27 protein-coding genes and 2 rRNA genes are annotated in these 23,315 nt (G+C 45.1%); 1 reads left to right on the top strand and 28 read right to left on the bottom strand.

Annotated elements, in window-relative coordinates; translation table 11 throughout:
* Window positions 1-5: 5 nt before the first annotated feature.
* The 13 genes from glmU to metG form a co-directional block, all read right to left on the bottom strand.
* Complete coding sequence (gene glmU, locus KP77_RS00275; protein WP_041120775.1) at window positions 6-1,379, bottom strand: bifunctional UDP-N-acetylglucosamine diphosphorylase/glucosamine-1-phosphate N-acetyltransferase GlmU; 1,374 nt, start codon at window positions 1,377-1,379, stop codon at window positions 6-8.
* 164 nt (window positions 1,380-1,543) lie between these two features.
* Window positions 1,544-1,825, bottom strand: coding sequence for a septation regulator SpoVG (gene spoVG, locus KP77_RS00270; protein WP_041120774.1), 282 nt, complete (start codon window positions 1,823-1,825; stop codon window positions 1,544-1,546).
* Between the two features lie 165 nt (window positions 1,826-1,990).
* Complete coding sequence (locus tag KP77_RS00265; protein ID WP_041120773.1) at window positions 1,991-2,365, bottom strand: RidA family protein; 375 nt, start codon at window positions 2,363-2,365, stop codon at window positions 1,991-1,993.
* A gap of 206 nt (window positions 2,366-2,571) precedes the next feature.
* Window positions 2,572-3,417, bottom strand: a complete 846-nt coding sequence (purR, locus tag KP77_RS00260; RefSeq protein ID WP_041120772.1) for a pur operon repressor — start codon at window positions 3,415-3,417, stop codon at window positions 2,572-2,574.
* A 61-nt stretch (window positions 3,418-3,478) separates the two neighbouring features.
* A complete protein-coding gene (ispE, locus tag KP77_RS00255) occupies window positions 3,479-4,348 on the bottom strand; it encodes a 4-(cytidine 5'-diphospho)-2-C-methyl-D-erythritol kinase (RefSeq protein WP_084218536.1) in 870 nt (289 codons plus the stop codon).
* 779 nt (window positions 4,349-5,127) lie between these two features.
* Window positions 5,128-5,313: an alpha/beta-type small acid-soluble spore protein gene (locus KP77_RS00250; protein ID WP_041120770.1), complete on the bottom strand. Its 186-nt coding sequence runs from the start codon at window positions 5,311-5,313 to the stop codon at window positions 5,128-5,130.
* Between the two features lie 194 nt (window positions 5,314-5,507).
* Window positions 5,508-5,771 carry a biofilm formation stimulator Veg gene (gene veg, locus KP77_RS00245; RefSeq protein WP_041120769.1) on the bottom strand — a complete coding sequence of 88 codons (264 nt, stop codon included), beginning with the start codon at window positions 5,769-5,771 and terminating at the stop codon, window positions 5,508-5,510.
* A 115-nt stretch (window positions 5,772-5,886) separates the two neighbouring features.
* The gene (gene yabG / locus KP77_RS00240; protein ID WP_041120768.1) at window positions 5,887-6,741 is read right to left on the bottom strand and encodes a sporulation peptidase YabG; all 855 of its coding nucleotides are present in this window, start codon (window positions 6,739-6,741) and stop codon (window positions 5,887-5,889) included.
* Between the two features lie 132 nt (window positions 6,742-6,873).
* Entirely contained in the window at window positions 6,874-7,752 is an 879-nt protein-coding gene (rsmA, locus tag KP77_RS00235) for a 16S rRNA (adenine(1518)-N(6)/adenine(1519)-N(6))-dimethyltransferase RsmA (RefSeq protein WP_041120767.1), read from the bottom strand.
* On the bottom strand, window positions 7,745-8,305 hold the full coding sequence (gene rnmV / locus KP77_RS00230; protein WP_041120766.1) for a ribonuclease M5: 561 nt from the start codon (window positions 8,303-8,305) through the stop codon (window positions 7,745-7,747). The genes rsmA and rnmV overlap by 8 nt, the downstream gene beginning before the upstream one ends.
* 99 nt (window positions 8,306-8,404) lie before the next feature.
* Window positions 8,405-9,679, bottom strand: a complete 1,275-nt coding sequence (locus KP77_RS00225; protein ID WP_052473886.1) for a G5 and 3D domain-containing protein — start codon at window positions 9,677-9,679, stop codon at window positions 8,405-8,407.
* A gap of 218 nt (window positions 9,680-9,897) precedes the next feature.
* Entirely contained in the window at window positions 9,898-10,665 is a 768-nt protein-coding gene (locus KP77_RS00220) for a TatD family hydrolase (RefSeq protein ID WP_041120765.1), read from the bottom strand.
* Between the two features lie 420 nt (window positions 10,666-11,085).
* Window positions 11,086-13,059, bottom strand: coding sequence for a methionine--tRNA ligase (metG, locus tag KP77_RS00215; protein WP_041120764.1), 1,974 nt, complete (start codon window positions 13,057-13,059; stop codon window positions 11,086-11,088).
* A 425-nt stretch (window positions 13,060-13,484) separates the two neighbouring features.
* On the opposite strand from metG, the gene KP77_RS00210 reads away from it, so the two are divergent.
* Window positions 13,485-13,766: an AbrB/MazE/SpoVT family DNA-binding domain-containing protein gene (locus KP77_RS00210; RefSeq protein WP_039806138.1), complete on the top strand. Its 282-nt coding sequence runs from the start codon at window positions 13,485-13,487 to the stop codon at window positions 13,764-13,766.
* Between the two features lie 240 nt (window positions 13,767-14,006).
* Here the strand turns inward: KP77_RS00210 and rsmI are convergent, their stop codons facing one another.
* From rsmI to KP77_RS00140, 15 genes are all read right to left on the bottom strand, one after another.
* Window positions 14,007-14,897 (bottom strand): 16S rRNA (cytidine(1402)-2'-O)-methyltransferase, encoded by an 891-nt coding sequence (gene rsmI / locus KP77_RS00205; RefSeq protein ID WP_041120763.1) that lies wholly within the window; start codon window positions 14,895-14,897, stop codon window positions 14,007-14,009.
* The gene (locus KP77_RS00200; RefSeq protein WP_041120762.1) at window positions 14,890-15,153 is read right to left on the bottom strand and encodes a GIY-YIG nuclease family protein; all 264 of its coding nucleotides are present in this window, start codon (window positions 15,151-15,153) and stop codon (window positions 14,890-14,892) included. The genes rsmI and KP77_RS00200 overlap by 8 nt, the downstream gene beginning before the upstream one ends.
* A complete protein-coding gene (locus KP77_RS00195) occupies window positions 15,137-15,880 on the bottom strand; it encodes a tRNA1(Val) (adenine(37)-N6)-methyltransferase (RefSeq protein ID WP_041120761.1) in 744 nt (247 codons plus the stop codon). Before KP77_RS00195 ends, KP77_RS00200 begins: the two co-directional genes overlap by 17 nt.
* Before the next feature lie 99 nt (window positions 15,881-15,979).
* Entirely contained in the window at window positions 15,980-16,339 is a 360-nt protein-coding gene (yabA, locus tag KP77_RS00190) for a DNA replication initiation control protein YabA (protein WP_041120760.1), read from the bottom strand.
* Between the two features lie 13 nt (window positions 16,340-16,352).
* Window positions 16,353-17,180, bottom strand: coding sequence for a PSP1 domain-containing protein (locus KP77_RS00185; protein WP_041120759.1), 828 nt, complete (start codon window positions 17,178-17,180; stop codon window positions 16,353-16,355).
* Complete coding sequence (holB, locus tag KP77_RS00180; RefSeq protein ID WP_041120758.1) at window positions 17,173-18,177, bottom strand: DNA polymerase III subunit delta'; 1,005 nt, start codon at window positions 18,175-18,177, stop codon at window positions 17,173-17,175. Before holB ends, KP77_RS00185 begins: the two co-directional genes overlap by 8 nt.
* Window positions 18,178-18,191: 14 nt before the next feature.
* A complete protein-coding gene (locus tag KP77_RS00175) occupies window positions 18,192-18,632 on the bottom strand; it encodes a YaaR family protein (RefSeq protein ID WP_041120757.1) in 441 nt (146 codons plus the stop codon).
* A 17-nt stretch (window positions 18,633-18,649) separates the two neighbouring features.
* Complete coding sequence (locus KP77_RS00170; RefSeq protein WP_041120756.1) at window positions 18,650-18,979, bottom strand: cyclic-di-AMP receptor; 330 nt, start codon at window positions 18,977-18,979, stop codon at window positions 18,650-18,652.
* A gap of 72 nt (window positions 18,980-19,051) precedes the next feature.
* Window positions 19,052-19,696 carry a dTMP kinase gene (gene tmk / locus KP77_RS00165; protein ID WP_041120755.1) on the bottom strand — a complete coding sequence of 215 codons (645 nt, stop codon included), beginning with the start codon at window positions 19,694-19,696 and terminating at the stop codon, window positions 19,052-19,054.
* On the bottom strand, window positions 19,689-21,092 hold the full coding sequence (locus KP77_RS00160; RefSeq protein WP_041120754.1) for an aminotransferase class I/II-fold pyridoxal phosphate-dependent enzyme: 1,404 nt from the start codon (window positions 21,090-21,092) through the stop codon (window positions 19,689-19,691). Before KP77_RS00160 ends, tmk begins: the two co-directional genes overlap by 8 nt.
* 51 nt (window positions 21,093-21,143) lie before the next feature.
* A complete protein-coding gene (locus tag KP77_RS00155; protein ID WP_041120753.1) occupies window positions 21,144-21,488 on the bottom strand; it encodes a DUF6176 family protein in 345 nt (114 codons plus the stop codon).
* Window positions 21,489-21,560: 72 nt separating this feature from the next.
* Window positions 21,561-21,710: a sigma factor G inhibitor Gin gene (locus tag KP77_RS18600; protein ID WP_084218530.1), complete on the bottom strand. Its 150-nt coding sequence runs from the start codon at window positions 21,708-21,710 to the stop codon at window positions 21,561-21,563.
* Window positions 21,711-21,855: 145 nt separating this feature from the next.
* A complete protein-coding gene (locus KP77_RS00150) occupies window positions 21,856-22,602 on the bottom strand; it encodes a DUF2087 domain-containing protein (protein ID WP_041120752.1) in 747 nt (248 codons plus the stop codon).
* Window positions 22,603-23,030: 428 nt separating this feature from the next.
* A 5S ribosomal RNA gene (rrf, locus tag KP77_RS00145) occupies window positions 23,031-23,146 on the bottom strand.
* 70 nt (window positions 23,147-23,216) lie between these two features.
* Window positions 23,217-23,315: ribosomal RNA gene (locus KP77_RS00140) — 23S ribosomal RNA — on the bottom strand; the annotation flags it as partial.

Below are 23,315 nucleotides of genomic sequence, written 5' to 3'. Positions count from 1 at the left end.
TCCAATTATTTTTTAGTGTTAATTCTTTGTGCGTAGCCTTCTTTATTTTCCTGTCGGGCACGGGCGATAGACAGCGCCGCAGCCGGGACATCCTTATTAATCGTAGATCCGGCAGCAATATAAGCACCTTTTCCAACCGTGACAGGAGCAATAAGGTTAGAATTACAGCCTACAAAAGCATCGTCTTCAATCTTTGTCAGATGCTTCTTCTGACCATCGTAATTCACAGTGATCGATCCGCAGCCAAGATTTACACCTGAACCGACTTCAGCATCACCGATATAGCTCAAATGAGATGCCTTACTTCCCTTGCCGAACTGTGTTTTCTTAATCTCTACAAAGTTACCGATCTTCACTTCATCTTCAATTGCAGACTGAGGACGAATGTGTGCAAACGGTCCGATATTTACATCTGAACCGATCTCGCTATCATGTACGACTGACTGTTTAATCACTGTGCGATCCGCGATTTTGCTGTCTTTGATCTCACTGTTCGGTCCGATTGTACATTCTTCACCAATGACAGTCTGACCTTCAATGACAGTACCCGGATACACGACTGTATCGCTTCCGATCACAGCATCTACGCTGATATAAGTGGAAGCAGGATCAATCAGGGTGACACCGTTACGCATCTGCTGCTCGTTAATACGCTTACGCATCAGGCTTTCCGCTTTTGATAGCGCCACACGGTCATTCACACCAAGTGCTTCATCAGATGAAGGCGTCTGGTAAGCCGCAATGGCCTCGCCTGCATTTTTGAGAATTTCAATGACATCAGGAAGATAATACTCACCCTGGACGTTATCATTGTCTACTTTTTCAAGTGTTTCAAAGAGTGCCTGATTATCAAAGCAGTAGGTTCCTGTATTTACTTCCTGGACAGCAAGCTCTGTCTCATTCGCGTCCTTGTGCTCAACGATTTTCGTCACAAGTCCGTCTTCTCCGCGAATAATCCGGCCATAGCCGGCAGGGTTCTCTTCATGTGCTGTCAGGATCGTTGCTTTCGCCTGTTGTTCCTCATGATGCTGAATCAGCGAAGACATTGTTTCAGCAGTAATAAGTGGTGTATCACCGCATACAACCAACGTGATTCCATCTTTATTCTGTAAACGGTCTTTCGCCTGCATAACAGCATGGGCAGTTCCCAGCTGTTCAGCCTGAAGAACAAATTCCGAACGACCCTCAAGCTTGGACTGAACAAGTTCAGCACCATGACCAACAACGGTAATGACTTCTTGCATATCAGCTTCTTTCACCTGCTCTAACACGTGTTCAACCATTGGCTTTCCACAAACAGGATGAAGTACTTTATATAATTTGGATTTCATACGGGTACCCTGACCCGCAGCTAAAATTACCGCATATCGATTCGACATTACCGGTCCTCCAGTCAACATTTTTCCACTTTGAATATATTACAAAAACTCATTCATTTCAAGGAAAGCGGTAATTTCAGAAGAATCTGTTAACGGTTACAATTCTGTAAAAGAAAACCCGGATGCTGCTACGCATCCGGATTCCATTATTCATATACAGGGCATTAAGCACCCGCTTCTTCATAAGCAATCGTTGAATCCCGATCGTACTCAGCCAGTACTGAACGCTGAATAATATCTCTCATCTCAGCATTTATCGGATGAGCGATATCCCGGAATTCCCCATCAGGTGTACGTTTACTCGGCATCGCTACAAATAATCCATTATTTCCATCAATCACCCGGATGTCATGTACAACAAATACACCATTGAGCGTGATGGAAGCGATCGCACGCATCCTGCCATCCGAGCTCACGCGTCTAAGTCTCACATCTGTTACTTCCACTGATTTCCACCACCTTTCCCCCCTTAGTACAAGCCTCCCTCTTATTTCTATATGGAAGGCCGATATCCCTACCTGAAACATGAAAATAGTCATATTTTTTTCCAAAAAGAAAAGGCTTTTTCCAGACAGGTTGTTAACCTGCGGGAAAAGCCTGATAGTTAAGGTTTATTTAACCAGCGCGATGACTTCGATTTCAAGACCTGCACTTTTTGGCAGCTTTGACACTTCCACACATGAACGTGCCGGACGATGATCACCGAAGTACTCTGCATAAATCGCATTAACTGCATCAAAGTCGCTCAAATCATCAAGAAAGACCATTACTTTTACAACAGTTGAAAGAGAAGCTCCTGCTTCTGCAAGAACAGCCTGCAGGTTTTTAAATACCTGGTGCGTCTGCTCTTCAATACTGCCATCAACAAGCGTACCTTCAGGTGTCAGCGGGATCTGCCCTGAGCTGTAGAACATATTATTTACGACCATCCCTTGTGAGTATGGGCCAATTGCCTGTGGTGCTTCATTCGTCTGTACAAATTTCATGATCATTCCTCCTCTTATTGTGTTGGTTCTGTTAAAGGTGGCTGTTGATTTCCGCTGCAGGGGGAACGCTTTCCGCAGGGCGTGCGGTGAGCCTCCTCGAAGCTACGCTTCTGCGGGGTCTCACCTGTCACGCTTCTCCTGCTGGAGTCGTCCCCCTTCCGCTGCAATCACCAGCTGTGCTAAAACAACATCGTTCTTTAACATAGCTATTGTTTTAAAAAGGATGAGACGCGGTCAAAGTAGTTGCCGGTTTCGATTTGAATGGTTTTACCTTTTTCGTCCACGCTTCTTAATTTCAGAAGCGAGATATAATCTTCTACAAGACGCTCTTCTCCGGCTTCCTGTTCGGATTCGATAAAAATACCAACTCCTGCGACAGTTGCTGAAAACTCTTCAAGTAGATTTTTCATGCCTGCTGCTGTCCCGCCGGCTTTCATAAAGTCGTCAACAATCAGGACTCTTGCCCCCTGTTTGACGCTTCTTTTGGATAAGACCATTGTCTGAATCCTTTTAGATGAACCTGAAACATAGTTAATGCTGACAGTGGAGCCTTCCGTTACTTTACTGTCACGCCTTGCAACGACTACCGGCACACCAAGGTAACGGGCAGCTGCATGAGCAATCCCGATGCCTTTAGTCGCTACTGTCATCACGAGGTCGATCTGCTCATTGGCAAACGCTCCTGCAAACAGCTTTCCAACGTGATTCATGAGGTGGATGTCACCGAGAATATCCGTCATGAATAAGTAGCCGCCCGGCAATAACCTGTCAGATCTGCTTACCTGCTCAGATAATACGCTAAGCGCTTCTTCTGCCTGATCTTTTCTGACGCCCGGAATAAACCGCACACCGCCAGCTGCACCAGGCACTGTCTGTAAAGTGCCGATTCCTCTGTTCTCAAACGTTTCCTTCACAATGACTAAATCTTCACTGATTGATGATTTAGCTGAAGCATAACGTTCCGCGAAAAAAGTAAGCGATACAAGCTCGCGTGGATGTTCAGATAAATAATGCGTCATATCAATCAGGCGTTCACTTCGTTTAATTTTCATGCGGTGAGCAACCTCCCAAAACCCGAATAATGTATAGTAACTATATCATTATCGTACGTTTTTAAGCAAGAGGTGCCCGGCTCCCAAGTATCCTCACTGCAAATACCTGGTCACAAAAACCACGCAATCCGTTTACAACACGATGAACTTTGGATTCATACTGCACAAGCCCAAAAACAGTCGGCCCGCTTCCACTCATTAATACAGCATCCGCACCGAACCGCTGCATCTGATCTTTAATCTGCTTCACTTCCGGATATAGCTGAAGCGTAACAGACTCGAGCGCGTTACCAAGGTTCTCACAAACCCCCTGATAATCTCCCTCTTCGATCGCCTGTACCATTTTAGCTGTATCCGGATGTTTCACCTGATCAAGCTTCAGATTCTGGTAGATATCTGCTGTTGAAACTCCGATTGAAGGCTTCGCCAGCACGACCCAGCACTTTGGCGGTGCAGGAAGCTCCTGAATCTGCTCGCCCCGTCCCGTCGCAAGTGCCGTTCCACCATAAATACAAAACGCCACATCAGAACCGATCTCTGATCCGACCTCAGCCAGCTCGTCCGCTGACAGATTAAGCGTCCACAATTCATTCAGCCCTTTCAGCGTACCGGCTGCATCACTGCTGCCGCCCGCAAGACCCGCAGCCACCGGAATCTGCTTATGAATCGTAATATCAACGCCTTTTTTCACGTTATACTTTCTCTGCAGCTTGTCCGCCGCTTTGTAAGCCAGGTTCCTGTGATCACTCGGTACAAAACGGTCATGCGAGATAATCCGGATCCGCGTGCCTTTTGTTTCCTTCAGCTCAATGCGGTCAGCCAGATCCACAGTCGTCATGACCATCTCCACCTCATGAAACCCATCAGGCCTCTTATGGAGCACATCCAGCGAAAGATTAATCTTCGCCGGAGCTTTCACCATCATCATCAATCCACACACCTCAATCTTCCTTCAAGTCATTGAAGTTATTGTAGCAATAAACACCGAAAAGTGGAAGCGCCCGTTTAGGGGCGTATGCGGTGGACTGAGGTGGATTGAGATAAAGGAAACACGGCGAACGAAGTGAGCCGATGTTGACTTATCTTAAGGAACCGAGGGAACCGCACTAGCCCCTGCCTGCTGGAACTGGATCTATTGAAAAGTGGAAGCGCCCGTTTAGGCCCGACAGGCATAAGACGCGAAGCGGAAAACGGGCGACCTTTCCCGTTTACCGCTTTGTGGCTTATGACCCGAGGGGCTGGGCGCTGAAACTGGATCACCGAAAAGTGGAAGTGGGCGTTTAGCTCCGACAGCATAAGACGCGGTGAGAGAAATGGGCGACCTTCCCCATTTTCTCACCGTGGCTTATGACTCGAGGACCTGCCTGCTGGAACTGGATCTCACGAAAAGTGGAAGCGCCCGTTTAGGGGCGTATGCGGTGGACTTATCTGTATTGGGGAGGTTACGGACGAGCGGGCCGAATTAAGCGAAAAGGTGATGGAATAATTTGAAAGGTGATAGATAAACGCTAAAAGCTGTTAGATTTATGAGGGACACACAGCAAAATGGTTGAATATCCAAAAAGATGATGGAATTAAACCAATAGGTCATAGATAAAACCCAAAAGGTGATACATATAACCAGCCAGCGCCACACCCACACAACCGCTCCCGGCCAACCCAAAAACCGCCCGGCCTCAGCCGGACGATTCTCCTTTGCATGTACCACGGTTAACGCTGATCAGACTGCTCTCTCAGCTGACGCTCTGCCATCTGAATAGCCTGTTTGACCATGTTACCGGCATCCCGGGACTTGATTCCGCCCCAGCCTTCCTGCTGAATCGTATCATAAATCCCGAGTTCTCTGGCGATTTCTTCCTTGAGCTGATCTGACATTACGCCTCTTCTTCTGCTCATCTTTGGCATCCCCTTTTTGGTCATGCCTCTATAATCTGCTTCAAGTTGAGCAATATATTCCATCCAGATAATGGTTCAGACACATATCAGTTCACACACTATGTTTTTTCACCATAACAAAAAGGCGGTCTGCCCGGTTAACTGATTGACAATTAACCGGGCAGACCGCCCATAGAAAAATCATTATGATTTCATTAACTTACGCTTGCTGCTTCAGAACCTTCTTCAATAAAAGTCAGTTCTACAGCTTCAGTCAGTACATCGGTGTAGCTATACGATACCCGCTCAAAAGCATTTTCGTCCTGATCCAGTTCCACAATGAAAATTGATGGATATGTTTCAGTCAAAACTCCTGAACGCTCAATTGTCTTGCGTCTTCCACCATTGGCTTTTAACAATAGACGTTTTCCAAGATTCACATCAAGTGCTTTCTTAATATCAGCTAACGTTTTTGGCATTCCGCTTCCACCTCACTGACATTAGTATACCAAAATATTACGTTTTGGTCAAATAAAATATTTATTTTATCAATTCTCTTTAGTGGATGTCAATGTTTTTATTCCGTCAAAGTGCTTATTTGCTGTCGTTTTGTGTCTCTGTATACATTTCTTTCTTGTAAGGCATGCCTGTTCTTAACACGCCGCGCGTTTCAATTCCGCCAATTCCATTTTCATCAGCGAGGGTGTGGGGCAGGATATTTTCAACGTTGAACATTGAATGAATAGAGGTATAACTGATGACACTTGCTGCATATGCGGGGTCAAGTGCATGAATGTTCACACGCAGCGGAGAGCTGGCCAGATTCGCTCCCGCATAAATCAGTGATTCAAAATGGGACTGGCATGCGCCTGCAAAAATCACCAGCTGATCGAGGTACGGCAGGATTTTACGTGCGTTTTTTACAGCCTGAACAAATGAGGAAGAGTGTCTGTAAGCCTGCAGATCACTTTTTTTACCCTGAGCCGGTAAATAGGCGTCGTGTCCTGTTAAGACGAGGATCTGGGGCTGATAGCGGAGAATCAGCTCCTGAATACGGTCAGGCATCTCTTTCTCAGGGCAGTGCACACCTATATGGGGCACATTTGCATCCTTATAGATTTTAAGGCACTTCTTTAGATAACGTTCATCTCCATCAAGATGCAGCACACGTCCCGGCAAATGGAATGAAAGTGTGCCGGACTCTTTTTCTGCATCAGCTGAAGTTTTCGCCCGGTTCGCTTTCATTTCCTTGATCTGCTGATCGGCTTCAGCCAGACGGTCTTCATCGAGAAGCTGCAGATCTTTGAGCGGGGCATCTGCAACCAGCCGGATATCCCGGCCGTATAAAATGGCGTAAGAGCCACTCTCCCGCTCTTCAACTGCCGCGACAACAAATACGACATCACAGTTATAGGATATACGTCCAACAAGCTGATTAATCCATTCCACTTCCGCTCCCCCTCCTCTGCAGGCCCATGACTCCACTATATGCACTGGCAAGGTGAAGGGTGAATGCCCTGTCTAAACCGGGAGCAGGAGCAGGCTATAAAAAAAACTCCGGTATCACAACCGGAGTTCTTTTTATGAAAAGTATGGATAAAGCGCGTTTGCAAGATCTGCGAATTCAGGAATTGAGAGACTTTCCCCACGTCTTTGAGGCTCAATCCCTGCCTGTTCAAGCGCTTTTAAAATGTCTTCTTTCTTTGCCTTTCCATCCGGCAGCTGGCTGGTCAGGTTGTTTAAAATCGTTTTTCTTCTTTGTGCAAATGAAGAGCGCGTCACGGTGAAGAAGAAATCTTCATCTGTAACCTCAACAGGCGGCTTTTCACGCTTTACTAATTTAATCACGGCTGAATCTACATTCGGCTGTGGGATAAAGACTGTTTTTGGCACAATCATGACAGTTGAGGCTTCCGTGTAATACTGAATCGCGATTGAAAGCGAGCCGTAATTTTTAGTCCCAGGTTTTGCTGCAATACGGTCTGCCACTTCTTTTTGAAGCATGACAACAAGACCTTTGATTGGCAGGTCTTCCATTAAAAGCTTCAGGATAATCGGTGTCGTCACGTAATAAGGCAGGTTCGCAACAACCATGATGTCTTTGATATCAGCAAACTCCGCTTCCATCATCTGTCTCACATCAGCTTTCAAGACATCAGAATGACGGATATGAATGTTGTCATACGGCGATAACGTATCATCCAGGATCGGAAGCAGACGCTGGTCAATTTCAAAAGCGACTACCTTTTTTGAAGCACGTGCAAGATGTTCTGTCAGCGCACCAATACCGGGACCAATTTCTATCGCCCCGTGCTCTTTTGTCAGGCCGGCATGTCCGACGATATTCTGGAGAATATTCGGGTCGATCAGAAAGTTCTGTCCGAGACTTTTCTTAAAAGAAAAACCGTACTTTTGCATAATTTCCTTCGTGCGTGCTGGTGTTGCAATATCTTTATTCATGCTCTTCCTCCTGTAAAATACGCGTCAGCGCCTGAGCGAAATCTTCTTTTGTTATTTCAAACATCATTAATCTATTATACAGCTGCTTCCCATTCACGTAACCGATCTTTAAAGCAGCACCAAGTTTTTCCCTGCGTGCTTTGGCTTTCGGTCCGCCAATCAGGCCTGCTGTCACAAGGTCTTCCTTAGTAATTAATTCAACAGGCTCCACTGTCATCAGGTGAGCATCTTTCAGTGCCTGACGGATCACTTCAGGAGAAGCGTGTTCTACGCCAAGACCCCGGCCTGTTTTACGCAGAGCATCATGCTTTTCGACAAAAGCGTGCCTGCACCCCGGTACCGCTTCCTGCACAATCTGTCTGATCCGCTGGCCCGGATAATCCGGATCAGTTAAAATAATGACGCCTCTTTTTTCCTGGGCGTGACGGATTTTTTCAAGCGTTTTTTCAGAAACAGCTGAACCGTTTGTTTCAATCGTGTCAGCGTCTACTGCTCTTTTGACTGCAGTTGTATCGTCTCTGCCTTCCACCACAATAATTTCTTTAAGTTTCATGTTTTCCTCCGAAATGGTTTCTGTGGTTCATTATAGCTGAAATTGTTTTTGAACGCACAAAAAACAGAGAGAACGTGCTCTCTGTTTTTAAGTAGCCACTTATGGCATCACTGTTACTTTTACGGTTCTGCTTCCCCATGCAAGAGCTGAAGCGCGGTCCGGGATAAAGATATCAATCTTATTTCCTTTAATTGCGCCGCCAGTATCTCCGGCAATTGCATAGCCATATCCTTCAACATATACTCTTGAACCGAGCGGAATCACTGATGGATCCACAGCGATTACTTTCATGCCAGGGTTTGCCAGCAGATTGATACCTGTCGCTGTAATCCCTGAACATCCTGTACAAGAAGCAGTATAAGCGGTTGATGACATCGTCATTTCACGGCCGGTTGGTGCTGATGATGATGCAGTCTGCACGGGCTGTGAAGATGCTGTTGCTGACGATGATGACGCAGCAGTTTTAGTCGTTGTTTCACGTGGAACGCTCGCAACAACCGGCTTCTTCGTTCCTACTGCCACAACTTTATTTTTGCTTTCCTTTACAACCTTTTCTTCTTTCAGATCACGGGAAACTTCTTTTCCGTTTTCTTTTACGACTTCATATGTTTTTTCAATGAGACCTTCTTCGCCTTCCTGAACTACCTTTTCAGTACCCTGGGCTAATGTATTGTCATCTTTTTGTTCCACACTGAAGTCCTTGGTTTCTTCCACCACATCGGTGACCTTATCAACGTGGACGATCTTAACAGTAGCGCCCTCCGTCAACATAGTGTCTTCAGATGGTTCTACGCGATCATCTTGATCCAGCTCAATTTCATGCTGTTTTAAAAAGTCAGCGACGGTGATCGAAGTCGACCAAACCTCTTCTTTGTCAGTTCCATTCACAAGCGTCCATGCGAAAGCTTTTTCAAGGGAAATGGTCATATCTTCCTCAATGCTTTCATTCAAAGCGTGAGACAGCTTGTCTTCGTCACTTACTTCAAGTTGTTCTCTTCGCAGGAATTCTCCTACAGTACGTGCGTTGGTCATCATTTCAAGCGTTTCCCCGCCTAAATCAAATGACACCTGTTTCGCCGGTCTCCAGCGTACGGTCATATCGTGATAGATCTCCGTATCGCCAGAGGGGTATAAATAGTCCTCTGAGTGTAAATCCATATCCATTTCTGCAAATATATCTTCAACAGTCGCAGCGTTTGTGCGTACCAGTTGCTCTTCACCATTTAAGGTAAGGGCTACAGTTTTCTTCATACCTTCCTGAAAAAGGAAACCAATTACTAAAACAAATACTGTTAAAGTAACAAACGTATAGACCCAGTTCCTCTTACTCATAGACTTTGGAAACAGGTTTTTCATGTTATTTTCTGATTGCATGAAAAACTCCTCCTTTACTCCGAGTGATTATAAAGACTATAGTGACAGATTGTCAACCTTCGAATTCGAGATAATTTTCCCTGCGCAGGGTGAGATATGTCCCAATTATGCAGACGCTTGTCCTGCCTGAAAAGGCTTTTTTATCGACAACCCGCCCCGGTATGAACGCAAAAGGTGTCGCACAAACGGTCCTGTTTTTATGCCATGCCTGATCTTATTTATTTCAGCTGAAAAATTTTTTTTGCGTTTTCTGTCGTACGTTTTCCAACTTCCTCGTATGAAATACCTTTTAACGCTGCAATCTGCTCCGCCACAAGCTTGACATAAGCAGGCTCATTACGCTTTCCACGGTTGGGATGCGGCGCTAAAAACGGTGCATCTGTTTCAATCAGTAAGTGCTCAAGATCAATCTCTTCAGCAACCTCTTTCGGTTTCTTTGCATTTTTAAATGTGACAGGTCCACCGAGGGAAATCATAAAATTCATGTCCACGCACTGTTTGGCAATCTCGACGCTGCCGCTGTAACAGTGCATAATCCCGCCAACTTCTTCAGCGTTTTCTTCTCTCAGAATATCGACAACATCCTGGGTGGCTTCACGATTATGAATGACAATTGGAAGTTTCACTTTCTTCGCCAGCTGAATCTGCTTTCTGAAGGCCTCCTGCTGGACGTCATGAGGCGACTTGTCCCAGTGATAATCAAGTCCTGTTTCACCAATCGCAACGACTTTTGGATGAGCAGTTAACTCCTCGATCCAGGCCAGGTCTTCATCTGTCATATCAATTGCATCGACAGGGTGCCAGCCGATTGCTGCATAAATGAATGAGTGCGCTTCCGCGAGCTCCATCGCTTTGTTAATCGTCTTTCTGTCAAAGCCGACGACAGTCATCCATTCAACATCATTTTCTTTCGCGCGCTGTATCACCTCATCAAGATCTTCTTCAAACTGATCTGCGTTTAAATGAACGTGTGTATCGAATAACATTGTATCCTCTCCTTCACAGCAAATTTAGTGTATTAAAAAACCATATGTCATACATCACAGTCATGTAACAATCTATTAACAAATTAACAATCAGATTAAAATACACATTAATGATGATTGATGTGTTCCTTTGCAAATAATATTAATTTAAAAGTAATTTTTATTATGACACCCTAAAAATAAAGCATTCCTTAGTAAAAATGCCTATTCCGATATAATGAATTAGATAAAGGATGATTTATTGGTAATTTCAGCCCAGATGCACAAAAGTGAATCAAGAAATGACGAGTTTCTTCTATTGTTATAGTCCGTTACACGAATGTAATATTCAGGACATATTAGAAACATTGAAACCAATTAATGCAATTCCTTTCTGAACATAAAAAGAAGAGAGGCATCTATCCTCCCTTCTTCAATCAATTATTTAACACGTGCCCCATTTTCCAGGTTTTCTGCTACTTGTGCAAGTGATAAGACTCCATCTTTCTCCCCCGCCAGTATCATTCCCTGGGAAAGTTCTCCGCGAAGCTTCACAGGCTTCAGGTTTGTCACGCAGACAACCTTTCTACCAATCAGATCTTCAGGCTCATAAAACTTTGCGATCCCTGAGACAACCTGACGTTTTTCAAAGCCCAGATCCAGCTGGAGCTTTAACAGCTTATCTGTTTTTTTCACCGGCTCACACCCTGTCACTGTCGCGACACGCAGGTCTACTTTCATGAAGTCATCAATCGTGATTTCTTCTTCGAGCTCAACCGGCTCTGCAGCAGGTGCTGAGCCTGACATTTTTTCTTTAATGTAAGCTGCTTCTTCCTCCACATCAAGACGCGGGAAGATCGGCTCTCCTTTTGCAACGACTTTTGTACCTGCAGGGATCGCGCCGAATTGTTCGAGCGTCTCCCATTTCAGATGCGTGTCATCAAGCTGAAGCTGCGAAAGAATATTACCAGGCGTTTGTGTCATGAATGGCTGAAGCAGAACTGCCACACGTCTGAGTGTTTCTGCTAAGTGGTTCATCACGTTACTAAGTTCTTCTCTCTTAGCTTCATCTTTGGCCAGCACCCATGGCTGCGTTTCATCAATATATTTATTGGCACGGCTGATGAGCTGCCACACTGTCCCCAGTGCCACAGAGAATTCCATGTTTTCCATTGAATCCTGGAATTTTTCTACTGTCTCTTCATTCAATTGAAGCAATTCTTTATCAAAAGGACCTTCTGACCCCTGATACACAGGAATTTCACCATCGAAATATTTATTGATCATCGCCACTGTTCTATTCAGCAGGTTCCCAAGGTCATTGGCAAGGTCAAAGTTGACTCTTTCAACGAAGCCTTCAGGCGTGAAGATCCCGTCTGAACCAAATGGCACTTCACGCAGCAGATAATAACGAAGCGCATCAAGGCCGTAACGGTCAATCAGTGTAACCGGGTCTACTACATTTCCTTTAGACTTGGACATTTTACCGTCTTTCATCAGCAGCCAGCCGTGTGCGAATACCTGCTTTGGCAGCGGCAGGTCAAGCGCCATCAGCATGATTGGCCAGTAGATGGTATGGAAACGTACGATCTCTTTACTCATTAAATGCACATTGGCAGGCCAGAACTGGCGGAAGCGCTCATCATGCTCAGATCCGTAGCCAAGTGCTGTAATATAATTGGACAGCGCGTCAATCCATACATAGACAACATGCTTCGGATCGCCAGGCACTTTCACACCCCAGTCAAATGTCGTTCTCGACACAGCCAGATCTTCAAGGCCCGGTTTAATGAAGTTGTTCAGCATTTCATTTTTGCGTGATTCAGGCTGAATGAATGCCGGGTTTTCTTCATAATACCTCACTAGCCGGTCTGCATATTTACTCATACGGAAGAAATATGATTCTTCACGAACTTTTTCAACCGGATGGCCGCTGTCAGGACTTTTCCCGCCGATGACATTGCCCTCACTGTCGAGCTCTTTATCTTCAAGCTGCGTTTCAGTGTAAAAGGTTTCATCAGGAATCGAATACCAGCCCTCATATTCCCCAAGATAAATATCTCCCTGGTCATAAAGCTGCTTAAAAATCTTTTCGACAACAGTTTTATGGCGTTCTTCTGTTGTACGGATGAAATCATCATAAGAGATGTCCATCTTTTTCCAAAGATCCTGAATACCTGATACAATCTCATCAACGTAGGTCTGTGGCGATACACCCTGCTCTTTTGCTTTCTCCTGGATTTTCTGTCCATGCTCGTCCGTTCCAGTTAAATACATGACATCAAATCCTCGCAGACGCTTATAACGTGCCATCGCGTCTCCTGCTACTGTTGTATAAGCATGCCCGATATGGAGCTTGCCACTCGGGTAATAAATTGGGGTAGTAATATAAAACGTATTGTTCGGCTGACTCACTGTTTATCCTCCTCGATCAGCACCAGAAACTCAGTTCTGACGCGTTTTCATATGTAAAAAAATATACCCGAAATAGGAAGTGAATGCAACCGGCGCAGCCCTCCCAGTAAAAACTCCCCAGTTTTGTCGAATGAGCATGTAACTTTTGTCGAAACACGAACTAACTCGAATTCGAAATAAAATGATTGCCACTTACAGTTATTACATGATATAGTGAATAATGTAGAAGGTAATATTTTCAAAGTGCTGTATGTGTTGGGATGAAAGGGTTTTATCATATTTATTTTAAACACATTTGGTAGAAAATATGTATTGACTGATTTGGGAAACGTTGGTATGATATAAAAACAGAGAGAAAAATGTCGAAACTTGACGAAAAAAGAAAAATAAAAAATTATTACACCTATGAGAGGGGATTTTTAATCATGAAATCAACAGGAATTGTACGTAAGGTAGACGAACTAGGACGAGTAGTTATCCCAATCGAGCTTCGCCGCACACTTGGAATCGCTGAGAAAGATGCACTTGAAATTTATGTGGATGACGAAAAAATCATCCTTAAGAAATACAAGCCAAGCATGACTTGCCAGATCACTGGCGAAGTGTCAGATGACAACCTTAAGCTTGCAGGCGGAAAGCTTGTACTAAGCCGTGAAGGTGCTGAAATGCTCATTAAGGAAATCCAAAGCAACCTGCAAGGTGCTTAATTCATAAGATTGGTCACTGCTCCCATAGTGGAGCAGTTTTTTTATTGTCCACGAGGCCGGTTGCGGTGGCTGAGCGGTTCATTCACTGCAGCTGCGGACTGTCTCACAACAGCTGGAGCCCGTCTCACTGCAACAAACCCGGGTGTATCATACACCTGCAGCGCCAAACACAGCAACCACCAGCCAAAACGCTACAACCACGCCCGCAACCAAAAAAGACCGCGTTCGCGATCTTTTCTCCTAATGATCAATATGATAATCCTGATAGACGTCCCGCTTCGGAACTCCCCGGTCTTTTGCCGTTTCTTTAATGGCTGCTTTTGATGTCATAGACTTTTGCTGAATATAATGTTCGACATGCTCAGTGAGTGATAATTCAGACCACCAGATCTCTTCATCCTGCTGCCACTTATCGCGTTCCGCCCCTTCAATGACCAGACAGAACTCACCGCGCAGCTCACTTTCTTCAGCCCACTGAAGACATTCCTCAATGGATCCCCGTACAAACTCCTCAAATTTCTTTGTCAGCTCCCGGGAAATCGTCATCTGACGCTCAGACCCAAGTGCCTCCTGCATTTCCTTTAACGATTCTTTCAGCCTGTGAGGTGATTCGTACAGAATAAACGTTGCAGGAATGGTTGAAAGAAAGGCTAATTCTTCACGTTTTTCTTTTTTCTGACGCGGTAAAAAACCGTAATAGTAAAAAGGCTGCGGCTTTAGTCCTGAAGCAATTAATGCGGTGACTGCTGCATTCGCACCAGGCAGAGGCACCACATTCACGCCTTCTTCCACACACAGCTTCACAAGCTCATAGCCCGGATCTGAAATACATGGGGTCCCCGCATCTGTCACAAGCGCAATCTGCTTTCCTTCATGAAGGTCAGCCATCAGCTTGCGGCCACTTTCTTCTTTATTATGTTCATGATAACTGACAAGCTTCGTCTCTATCTCAAAATGCCGGCAAAGATTTTTTGTATTGCGCGTATCTTCCGCTGCGATCAGGTCTGCTTTCTTCAGGATGCTGACCGCTCTGAATGTCATATCCTCCAGATTCCCAATCGGTGTCGGCACCAGATACAGACGGCCTGCACCCGCATCCTGAAAACTTTTTTGTGTATGCAATCTATTCACCTCTTTCTTGTAAATACAGATCTTTTTGACTCCGGGATTTCTTTTTGAACCAGTATTCTGCCTGCATGGCTTCTCTTTTAGAGGTAAATGATTCATGATGAATCATTTCAACAGGCCGTCTCGTTCTCGTATATTTGGATGCCGTGCCGTCATTGTGCTGAGACAGCCGGCGTTCCAGGTCAATCGTATAACCGCCGTAGTAAGATCCATCCCGGCATAACAGCACATAGAAGAAATGGCTAGCCTCTGCTTCCATATAAAATCTCCTTCATGTCATCTGTATATTCATTGTTATCTTTATATACAACAAGCGGCGGCAGAATTTTCACGTCAGGTTTACCATCTTTTGCAGCCTCCACTAAAATCGTATTGGCTTCTTTACCTTCTTTCGGATAGACGAACTGAATGCGCTTCGGCTCAAGACGATACTGTCTCATCAGTGTAATCAGATCAAGCAGCCTGCCGGGACGGTGCACAAATGCAGCTTTCCCACCCTGCTTTAATAAACCGCTGGTCACGCGCACTGTATCTTCAAGCGTACACATAATCTCGTGGCGGGCAATCGTCAGATGTTCATTCTCATTCAGCTCTTCTTTGCCTGGCGTTGTAAAATAAGGAGGATTACACGTCACGACATCATGCCTCGAATAACCAAGCTTAGGCGAAACCGTATTTAAGTCTTCACAGATCATCTGAATCTGACCGCTCAGGTTATTATAATCAATGCTTCTATTCGCCATATCAGCAAGCCGTTCCTGAATCTCGACCCCTGTAATTGTGCCGTTCGTCCTTGTACTGATCAGGAGTGGAATGACGCCATTTCCTGAACAAAGGTCAATCAGTGATCCTTTTCTGATCGGGACCTGCACAAACCGCGCGAGCAGCACAGCATCCAGGGAAAACGAGAATACAGATGGACTTTGTATAATTCTCAAATCTTCAGCCAGCAGATAATCCAGCCGCTCGTCACCAATTAATTGCATGTTGCGATCCTCTTTTCCTTTAATACTTTACACAAAAAAAGCCCGGCAGGACGCCCGCCTGCCTCCGGTTAAGGGAGATCAGGCGGCGACATGCCAGCCTTATTTTTTCGTTAAAAATGACAGACAGAACAGGCAATCTTCATCCTTGCGCGGGCTTCCAAAATGAATATTACAAATATGGAAACCTTCATGATAAAGACGGGCAAGATTATCGTATCCTTCACCAACATCTGCACTAGGACCTGCAGCTTTTCCGGCATCAGCCCTGCCGGCAGGAGCTTCTGTCTCACTCCCGAGCTGTTCAAGTCTTCTGCGTAAATGTTCATTCTCAATCTGCAGTGAATGATTCTCCTCCATCATGTCAGCAAGATGATGCTTCAGTTCGCCAAGCTGCTGGTATAACTGACCAATCTGCTGCTCCATATTGGATACTGAATCAAAGAACTCCTTCTTATCCACGAACTCCACCCCGTTACTCTGTGGCTTGAATTGACGCAATATCGTGATTCATAATTTCTTCAAGCGTATACTCAAGCGTACGATCCTGCTCTTTCATTTCGATCTGCAGCACGCGCTCAAGCATATTCAGGCCGACCACTTTACCTTTTCCTTCAGGCGTTTGTACAAACGCACCAAGGTCAGGCATTTCTTCTTTTGCTGCTTCATATTCGTCATTCTCATATTTCAGGCAGCACATCAGACGGCCGCATAGTCCTGAAATTTTTGCCGGGTTCAGAGACAGATTCTGATCCTTTGCCATCTTAATTGAAACCGGCTCAAAATCGCCAAGAAATGTTGAGCAGCACAGCATGCGTCCGCATGGCCCGATACCGCCAAGCATTTTCGCTTCGTCACGCACGCCAATCTGACGCAGCTCAATTCTTGTTCTGAAAACAGATGCCAGGTCTTTTACAAGATTTCTGAAATCAACCCGTCCATCTGCTGTAAAATAAAAGATCACTTTATTGCGATCGAATGTATACTCAACGTCAACAAGCTTCATATCCAGGTCGTGTTCACTGATTTTATCGGAGCACACCTGATAAGCATGTGCTGCTTCTTCCTTATTCTCCTGAACCGAAAGACGATCTTTCTGTTCAGCAATACGGACGATTTTTTTCAGTGGAAGCACAACGTCATTCTTGTCGACTTTCTTGACTTCAGTGACAATTTTACCATATTCGACACCGCGTACCGTTTCTACAATCACGTATTCATCTATATCAAGTGAAAGCTGGTTCGGGTCGAAATAATATATTTTGCCCGCTTTATTAAAACGGACGCCTACTACTTCATACAAGTGCAGATCCCCCCTGCAATTTAAGCATCAGCTGTTCCATGAGCAGCTGTGTATTCATGTTTCTCTGAAGCTGTGTTTTCGCTTCCAGTATGACTGTCAGCTGGTGAGTAAGCTGATTCGCTGACGTCTGGAGCGCATCTGTACGAAACGTATCCAGCCAGTCCGGGTACGACAGGTGATCATGCTTGTCCGTTTGGATATATAGGAGATCCTTATATATAAGAAGAAACAAATCGAGTGATTGGTCAATTTGTGATTTCTCTTTAAAATGCGGAAGATAGTCACTTTGAACCCTGATCATGGCTTCAAAGGGATCATTCTTTAGCACTTCGTATAATTTTAACATGATTTTTCTGGCTTGTACAAACCACTCATCATTACTCATCTCAATTGCCTCATCCACTTGGTTCGTTAATTTCGACACAAGTGAGGCCATCGTCGGATGAACATCTTCTGAAATCAGCTTTTCTTTAAACAAAACAGGTGTCAACGGACGGAAAGACACGTGCTGACACCTGGAAAGTATAGTCGGAAGCATCTGATGGATTTGCTCAGTCAGCAGGATCGCTGTCGTGGATGGGTGAGGCTCTTCAAGAAATTTCAATAATGAGTTGGCTGCCTGAACGGTCATTTTGTCAGCGCCGCTTACAATATAAGCTTTTCTTTTTGATTCCATCCCTGTTTTACTGAACTCCTCCTGCAATAGCTTTACCTGTTCCTTCTTCACTGATTGCCCGTCAGGTTCAATCATATGAACGTCAGGATGGTTACCCTGATCAATCCTGGTGCACTGTTCGCAAGTGAGACAGGGCATACCGTGGTCAGGCTGCCTGCAAAAAAGTCCTTTTGCCAGAAATAGTGCCATCTCTTTTTTTCCTGTGCCGCGTCCGCCTTCAAACAGATACGCATGTGCCACACGGTTTTTCTGAAGGCTCTGCTGCAGCATTTTCATCGCGACAGGCTGACGCGATGCCAGTTCCTGATGCATGTCGGCCATGTTATCTCTCTTTTCTACGTATATATATTAATGAGCAGTCCTTTGATTTCACCGATCTGATCGAGTACATCAACTGATTCCTTTTCCCCATGCAGAACACTTTCAGTCAGTTCAGCAAGCTTCTCATCGATGGTCTCCACCAGTCTCAGCTTCCGTCCCTCACCGAATTCGTTCCAGGAATGGGACTGCTTGAGATTCATTCCATATTCAACTGTTTCTTTTACAAATCGCTTTACAAGCATTTTGAACTTTGCGAGATCCTTGAAGTTTCTTGATCTGCCCAGTCTGTCTCCAGCTGCAGTCACTTCTCCCATCAACCTCGTCAATTGCTCTGTCTGCAGCTTCTGATCCTGCTTTTCAACAAGCTCCCCAAACTTCGCCTGAGTGCCTGTCAGAGGCTGCGGACTATTACCTGGCTGATTAACGCCAATGCGTAAATCCCGGTTAATTTTCATGATCCCACTCCGCTACTTTAAAATTGGTGAAACTGCTCAATCGGCAGTACAAATACCGTGGCTCCGCCAACTTCGACTTCGACAGGATAAGGAATGTAAGAATCCGCATTCCCTCCCATTGGTGAGACAGGGGCTACCATCTGTTCTCTTGACCGGCAGCTGTCATTAATGACTTCTAATACTTTATCAACGCGCGCATCCTCAGTACCAACCATAAATGTCGTATTACCCGACTTTAAAAATCCACCCGTACTGGCAAGCTTCGTTGCACGGAAATTATTTTTCATCAAAGCAGTTGATAAACGGCTTGAATCCTGATCCTGCACAATTGCGACAACAAGTTTCATCCATTCCACCCTCTTCCTATTAGTATCGTTCTGTCTTTATTATATCAACAATACGTCATTTTTACGAAAACATTACTGAAATCCTGATTTTTTAAAGTGGTCTGTCAGTACGCTGATGGCATCCTCCGTGACCTTCTCAAGCGTCTGGGCAGCGTCAATACGCTGGATTCTTTCTGAAAAACGTGCCTGTACCAGCTGATAACCCTCATACACCTTTTCATGAAAAGCCATTCCTTCAAGATCCAGACGGTTCACTTCACGGCCTGCATTCTGTTCAATCCGTTTCAGCCCATCTGCCGGGGTAATATCAAAGTACAGCGTGCAATCAGGCATCATTGATTCGATCGCAAACTGATTAATACTCCATACTTCATCAATTCCAAGCCCTCTGGCATGTCCCTGATACGCAAGTGAACTGTCAATGAAACGGTCACACAGCACAACTCTTCCTGCTTCAAGTGCAGGTCTGACTTTTTCAGCTAAATGCTGCCTGCGTGCTGCCGCATATAGCAGTGCCTCAGTCCGGCTGTCCATCTCCGTATGCGACGGATCAAGAATCACTTCTCTGATCTTTTCGGCAATCTTAATGCCACCTGGCTCACGCGTCAGCATCACATCATAGCCAAGCGCTTCCAGCTCTCTCTTTATTTCAACAGCAGCAGTCGTTTTTCCTGCTCCTTCAGGTCCTTCTAACGTAATAAAGTATCCCTTACTCATGGACTTCCCCCTCGATAATCATGATCTTTCCATCTATTAAGTGAGCACCACCCTGAAAACGTACGTGAGCAGCAAGCTCTTTAAGATATGACAGTTTCTTTTGTGTTAATGTCTCTCCTGCGATAACAAGCGGAATGCCTGGTGGATACGGAATCATGGTCTCTGCCGCAATCTTTCCAACAGCCTGATCAATCGACACGGCTATTGACGGAAGCTGATCTGTATCCTGCATTGATAATATCGTGATCTCTTCGGTAAATGAAGCAGAGATTTCACGCTGCTCTTTCCACTCGGCCGTACCTGCAATCTCACTAAGCGACTCAATGATGCAATCCCACTCCACCTCATCATCCACTTTTAAAAGCGGCAGCATCCACAGTACCTGCAGTGGATCAGCAAGCTCTGCATAGATGCCTCGCTCTTCACAGGCAGCCTGCACATCCGGTCCGCTCATGCCATCAATTCTAATCAGCAGCTTAAGCGGATCTTCCGGTTCAATTACTTTAAGCCGCGGGATGTCACGCAGCCTGGTAATCAGAGCAGCACGCTTCATTTTAAAAAACGCGGCATCTTTTTTTGAATAGGTTGCAGCATAATGCCTCGCATCGTCCAGAGACGCCATAACCGGATAGGACGGGCTGCTCGACTGCAGCATACGAAGCAGCTGTTCAACCTTCAGATGTCTGATCTGATCATTCCTGATATGTAAATAAGAACCCATCGTTAAAGCCGGAAGCGTTTTATGCGCTGACTGCACGACTACATCCGCTCCCATTTTTAAAGATGAGTCAGGAAGACCCGGTAGTGAAAAATGTGCACCATGCGCTTCATCTACAAGGACAGTAAGACCGAGAGACTTCGCCTGCTGAATCACTTCCTTCATCTGACCCGTATGCCCGTAATAGGAAGGATAAGTCAGCAACACTGCTGTCGCATCAGGAAACTCACCCACTGCTTTTTTAAGCAAATCCGGTGAAATTCCTGACGGTGTCATAGATTCAGTATGCACTTCAGGTGTTAAAAAAACAGGCTTTACCCGCGCCAGGCGGCATGCGTTCATCACAGATTTGTGCGCATTACCTGCCACAATCAAATGACTGCCCGGCTCGCATAACCCCATCACCATCGCAAGATTACCAGTGGTCGAACCATTCACCAGAAAATAGCTTTTAAAAGCCCCGGCATGCATAGCCAACAGTTCCTGCGCTTTTGCGATAGGCCCATCAGGCGCATGCAGATCATCAAGTCCGGAGATCTCCGTCTGGTCCCATGCCCCAAAATGACCTGCAACCTTGCCCACCAGCCCGTTTTTATGACCAGGTACATGAAAAGACACAGGCTTCTGATTCATATGATTTTCAAGCGCCTCCACAAGCGGTCTCTCATTTTGATTCATCGTGTTCTCCTTTAGTGAAATCATTTCTTTATTGTATCATGGCCGGAGACCTTATCTCATAAGCTCCTGAATTTTTTCAGGAATCATCACAACTTCTGTTTTTAGATCAACCGGTCGATATGTATCATCTATACACTCATGCCAATAGGCCAAATGCTTGTTGTCTATCCAATGTTTAGAGGCCTGCACATCCAGACCGCCTTCTCCCTGTATGGAATACCAGTACAAATACTCTTTACCGTCTATATACTCTCTGAATATGGTTTCGACATACATTTTTTCATTTTCCAGCGTGATTAAAACATCCTTCATGTTCATCTTTAAAAAGGCCAGCCATTCATCTACACGTTCTGATTTACCTTCCTTGACCTTAAACCGGGTACACTCTATATTCATGACGACATCTCCCTGTTCAACTAAAATTATTATCATTTTCAAATAAAAAAAGCCTGCAAATTCAGCAGGCTTTTAGTCTTTTAACAAATGTATCCACCTGTCATACCCATGATCCTCAGGCTTCAACTGAATCAATGACTGTTCACACCAGACACAGATAAACTTTGATGACAGGCGGATCGCCCGATTGTATCGCCTTCCGCAAGCACGGCAATGTCTCATGCACTTTCCTCCACTTCGCAGTATGTCATACCAACCAGTATGGTCACTGCGGATAAAAAGTAATCTCTCTATCCTATTCTTTTTATCTGCAAACGTGAAGGAAACTCATCAACAAACTTCTCACATGCTGCTATCGCTATACGTTTTATCCTTTTATCCAGTAAGCTGAGCCATCCTGATTCCTATCCATAAAACCATATTCGATAAAATAACGGCGAATCGTCACAAAGTCAGCATATACCTGCTTAATCACTTCATTTACTTCTTTTTCCGTATATTGCTGCCCTGCCTCAAATTTTTTCAATAAATACTGAAGCACTACAATCTTCTTCTTTTCCTTACTCGGGAACTGACTCAGCGTCCCATCTGCTTTAAAATACGTCTTCAACACCTTTTCCTGCTCTTCAGTCGTAATCGCATATCGTTCATCCACCATCGTCGCCCCCCTGTGTATCTGAACCAGACTCTCCGGCCCGGCATCTTCTTTTAACAACTGCATTAACGCTAAAAACACGCGCGCCTGCTTTTCCTTCTCCTTAAACTTAAACCGGTGATTCCGAATCGTCGAAGGGCTTCCGCCAATCTGCTTCGCCGCCTCCTTATCAGAAACTCCCTGCATAAAATAAGAAAGCAATTCCTTCTGGTGATCAGACAAACCCGTATACTTCTTATCCATATTCATCAAATACACAAACATCGACTCATGTTCAGCTCTCACATGCATCTCAGCTGCTTTGTAAGCTTCAAAAAACCGCCCGTCAACCTGAAACACTTCTCCCTTTATAAAGCGCTCACCGCAAACCAGACAATGATACGCTTCATCCAAAAACTTCACCCCATGCGCAAGCTCCTCCACAGAAGCCTCCCAAAACAACTCACTCAACACAAACACTTCCTTTAAAAGTTTATCAATTAATAAACATATTATACTATTGTTTATTAAAAAACAAACGATTTTTAATTAGGTTTACTCTTTTTGGGTGAATATCGTGAGTGAGGGATCGGGCATAGTGAGCGGGGCGGGTGAAGGAATTATGCAATCTGCTGAGGGAATTAAATGAAGTGTTGAAGGAATACGCCTTATTTGCTGAAGAAATCTTCGGCGGCGTGTCTGTTTGATCTAGTAAGAAGGATAGTCTGGTTTCAGTTAATACCTGCAATAATGCCCTTAGGATCTTGGCCCTTTGCACTGGATGCACTTAGGATTCCTGCCTTTTGCCCTTTATGCACTTCGGTCACTGGCCTTGCCCTACATGCCCTTCCTTCTCTTTTACACGCACAAAAAAAGCCTTTCCCCTAAAGGAAAGACTTTTTAAAAGTGCCTAGCGACGTCCTACTCTCACAGGGGGAAACCCCCAACTACCATCGGCGCTGAAGAGCTTAACTTCCGTGTTCGGCATGGGAACGGGTGTGACCTCTTCGCTGTCATCACTAGACTATGAAAGGCTCGCGCCTTCAAAACTGGATACGTTCATCAAAGTAAGGAGATTGTCGAGAATCACCTAATTGGTTAAGTCCTCGATCGATTAGTATTCGTCAGCTGCACATGTCACCATGCTTCCACCTCGAACCTATCTACCTGATCATCTTTCAGGGATCTTACCA

The organism is Jeotgalibacillus alimentarius, from assembly GCF_000829445.1.
Taxonomy (GTDB): Bacteria; Bacillota; Bacilli; order Bacillales; family Jeotgalibacillaceae; genus Jeotgalibacillus; species Jeotgalibacillus alimentarius.
This window is presented reverse-complemented; position numbering and strand designations above follow the sequence as displayed.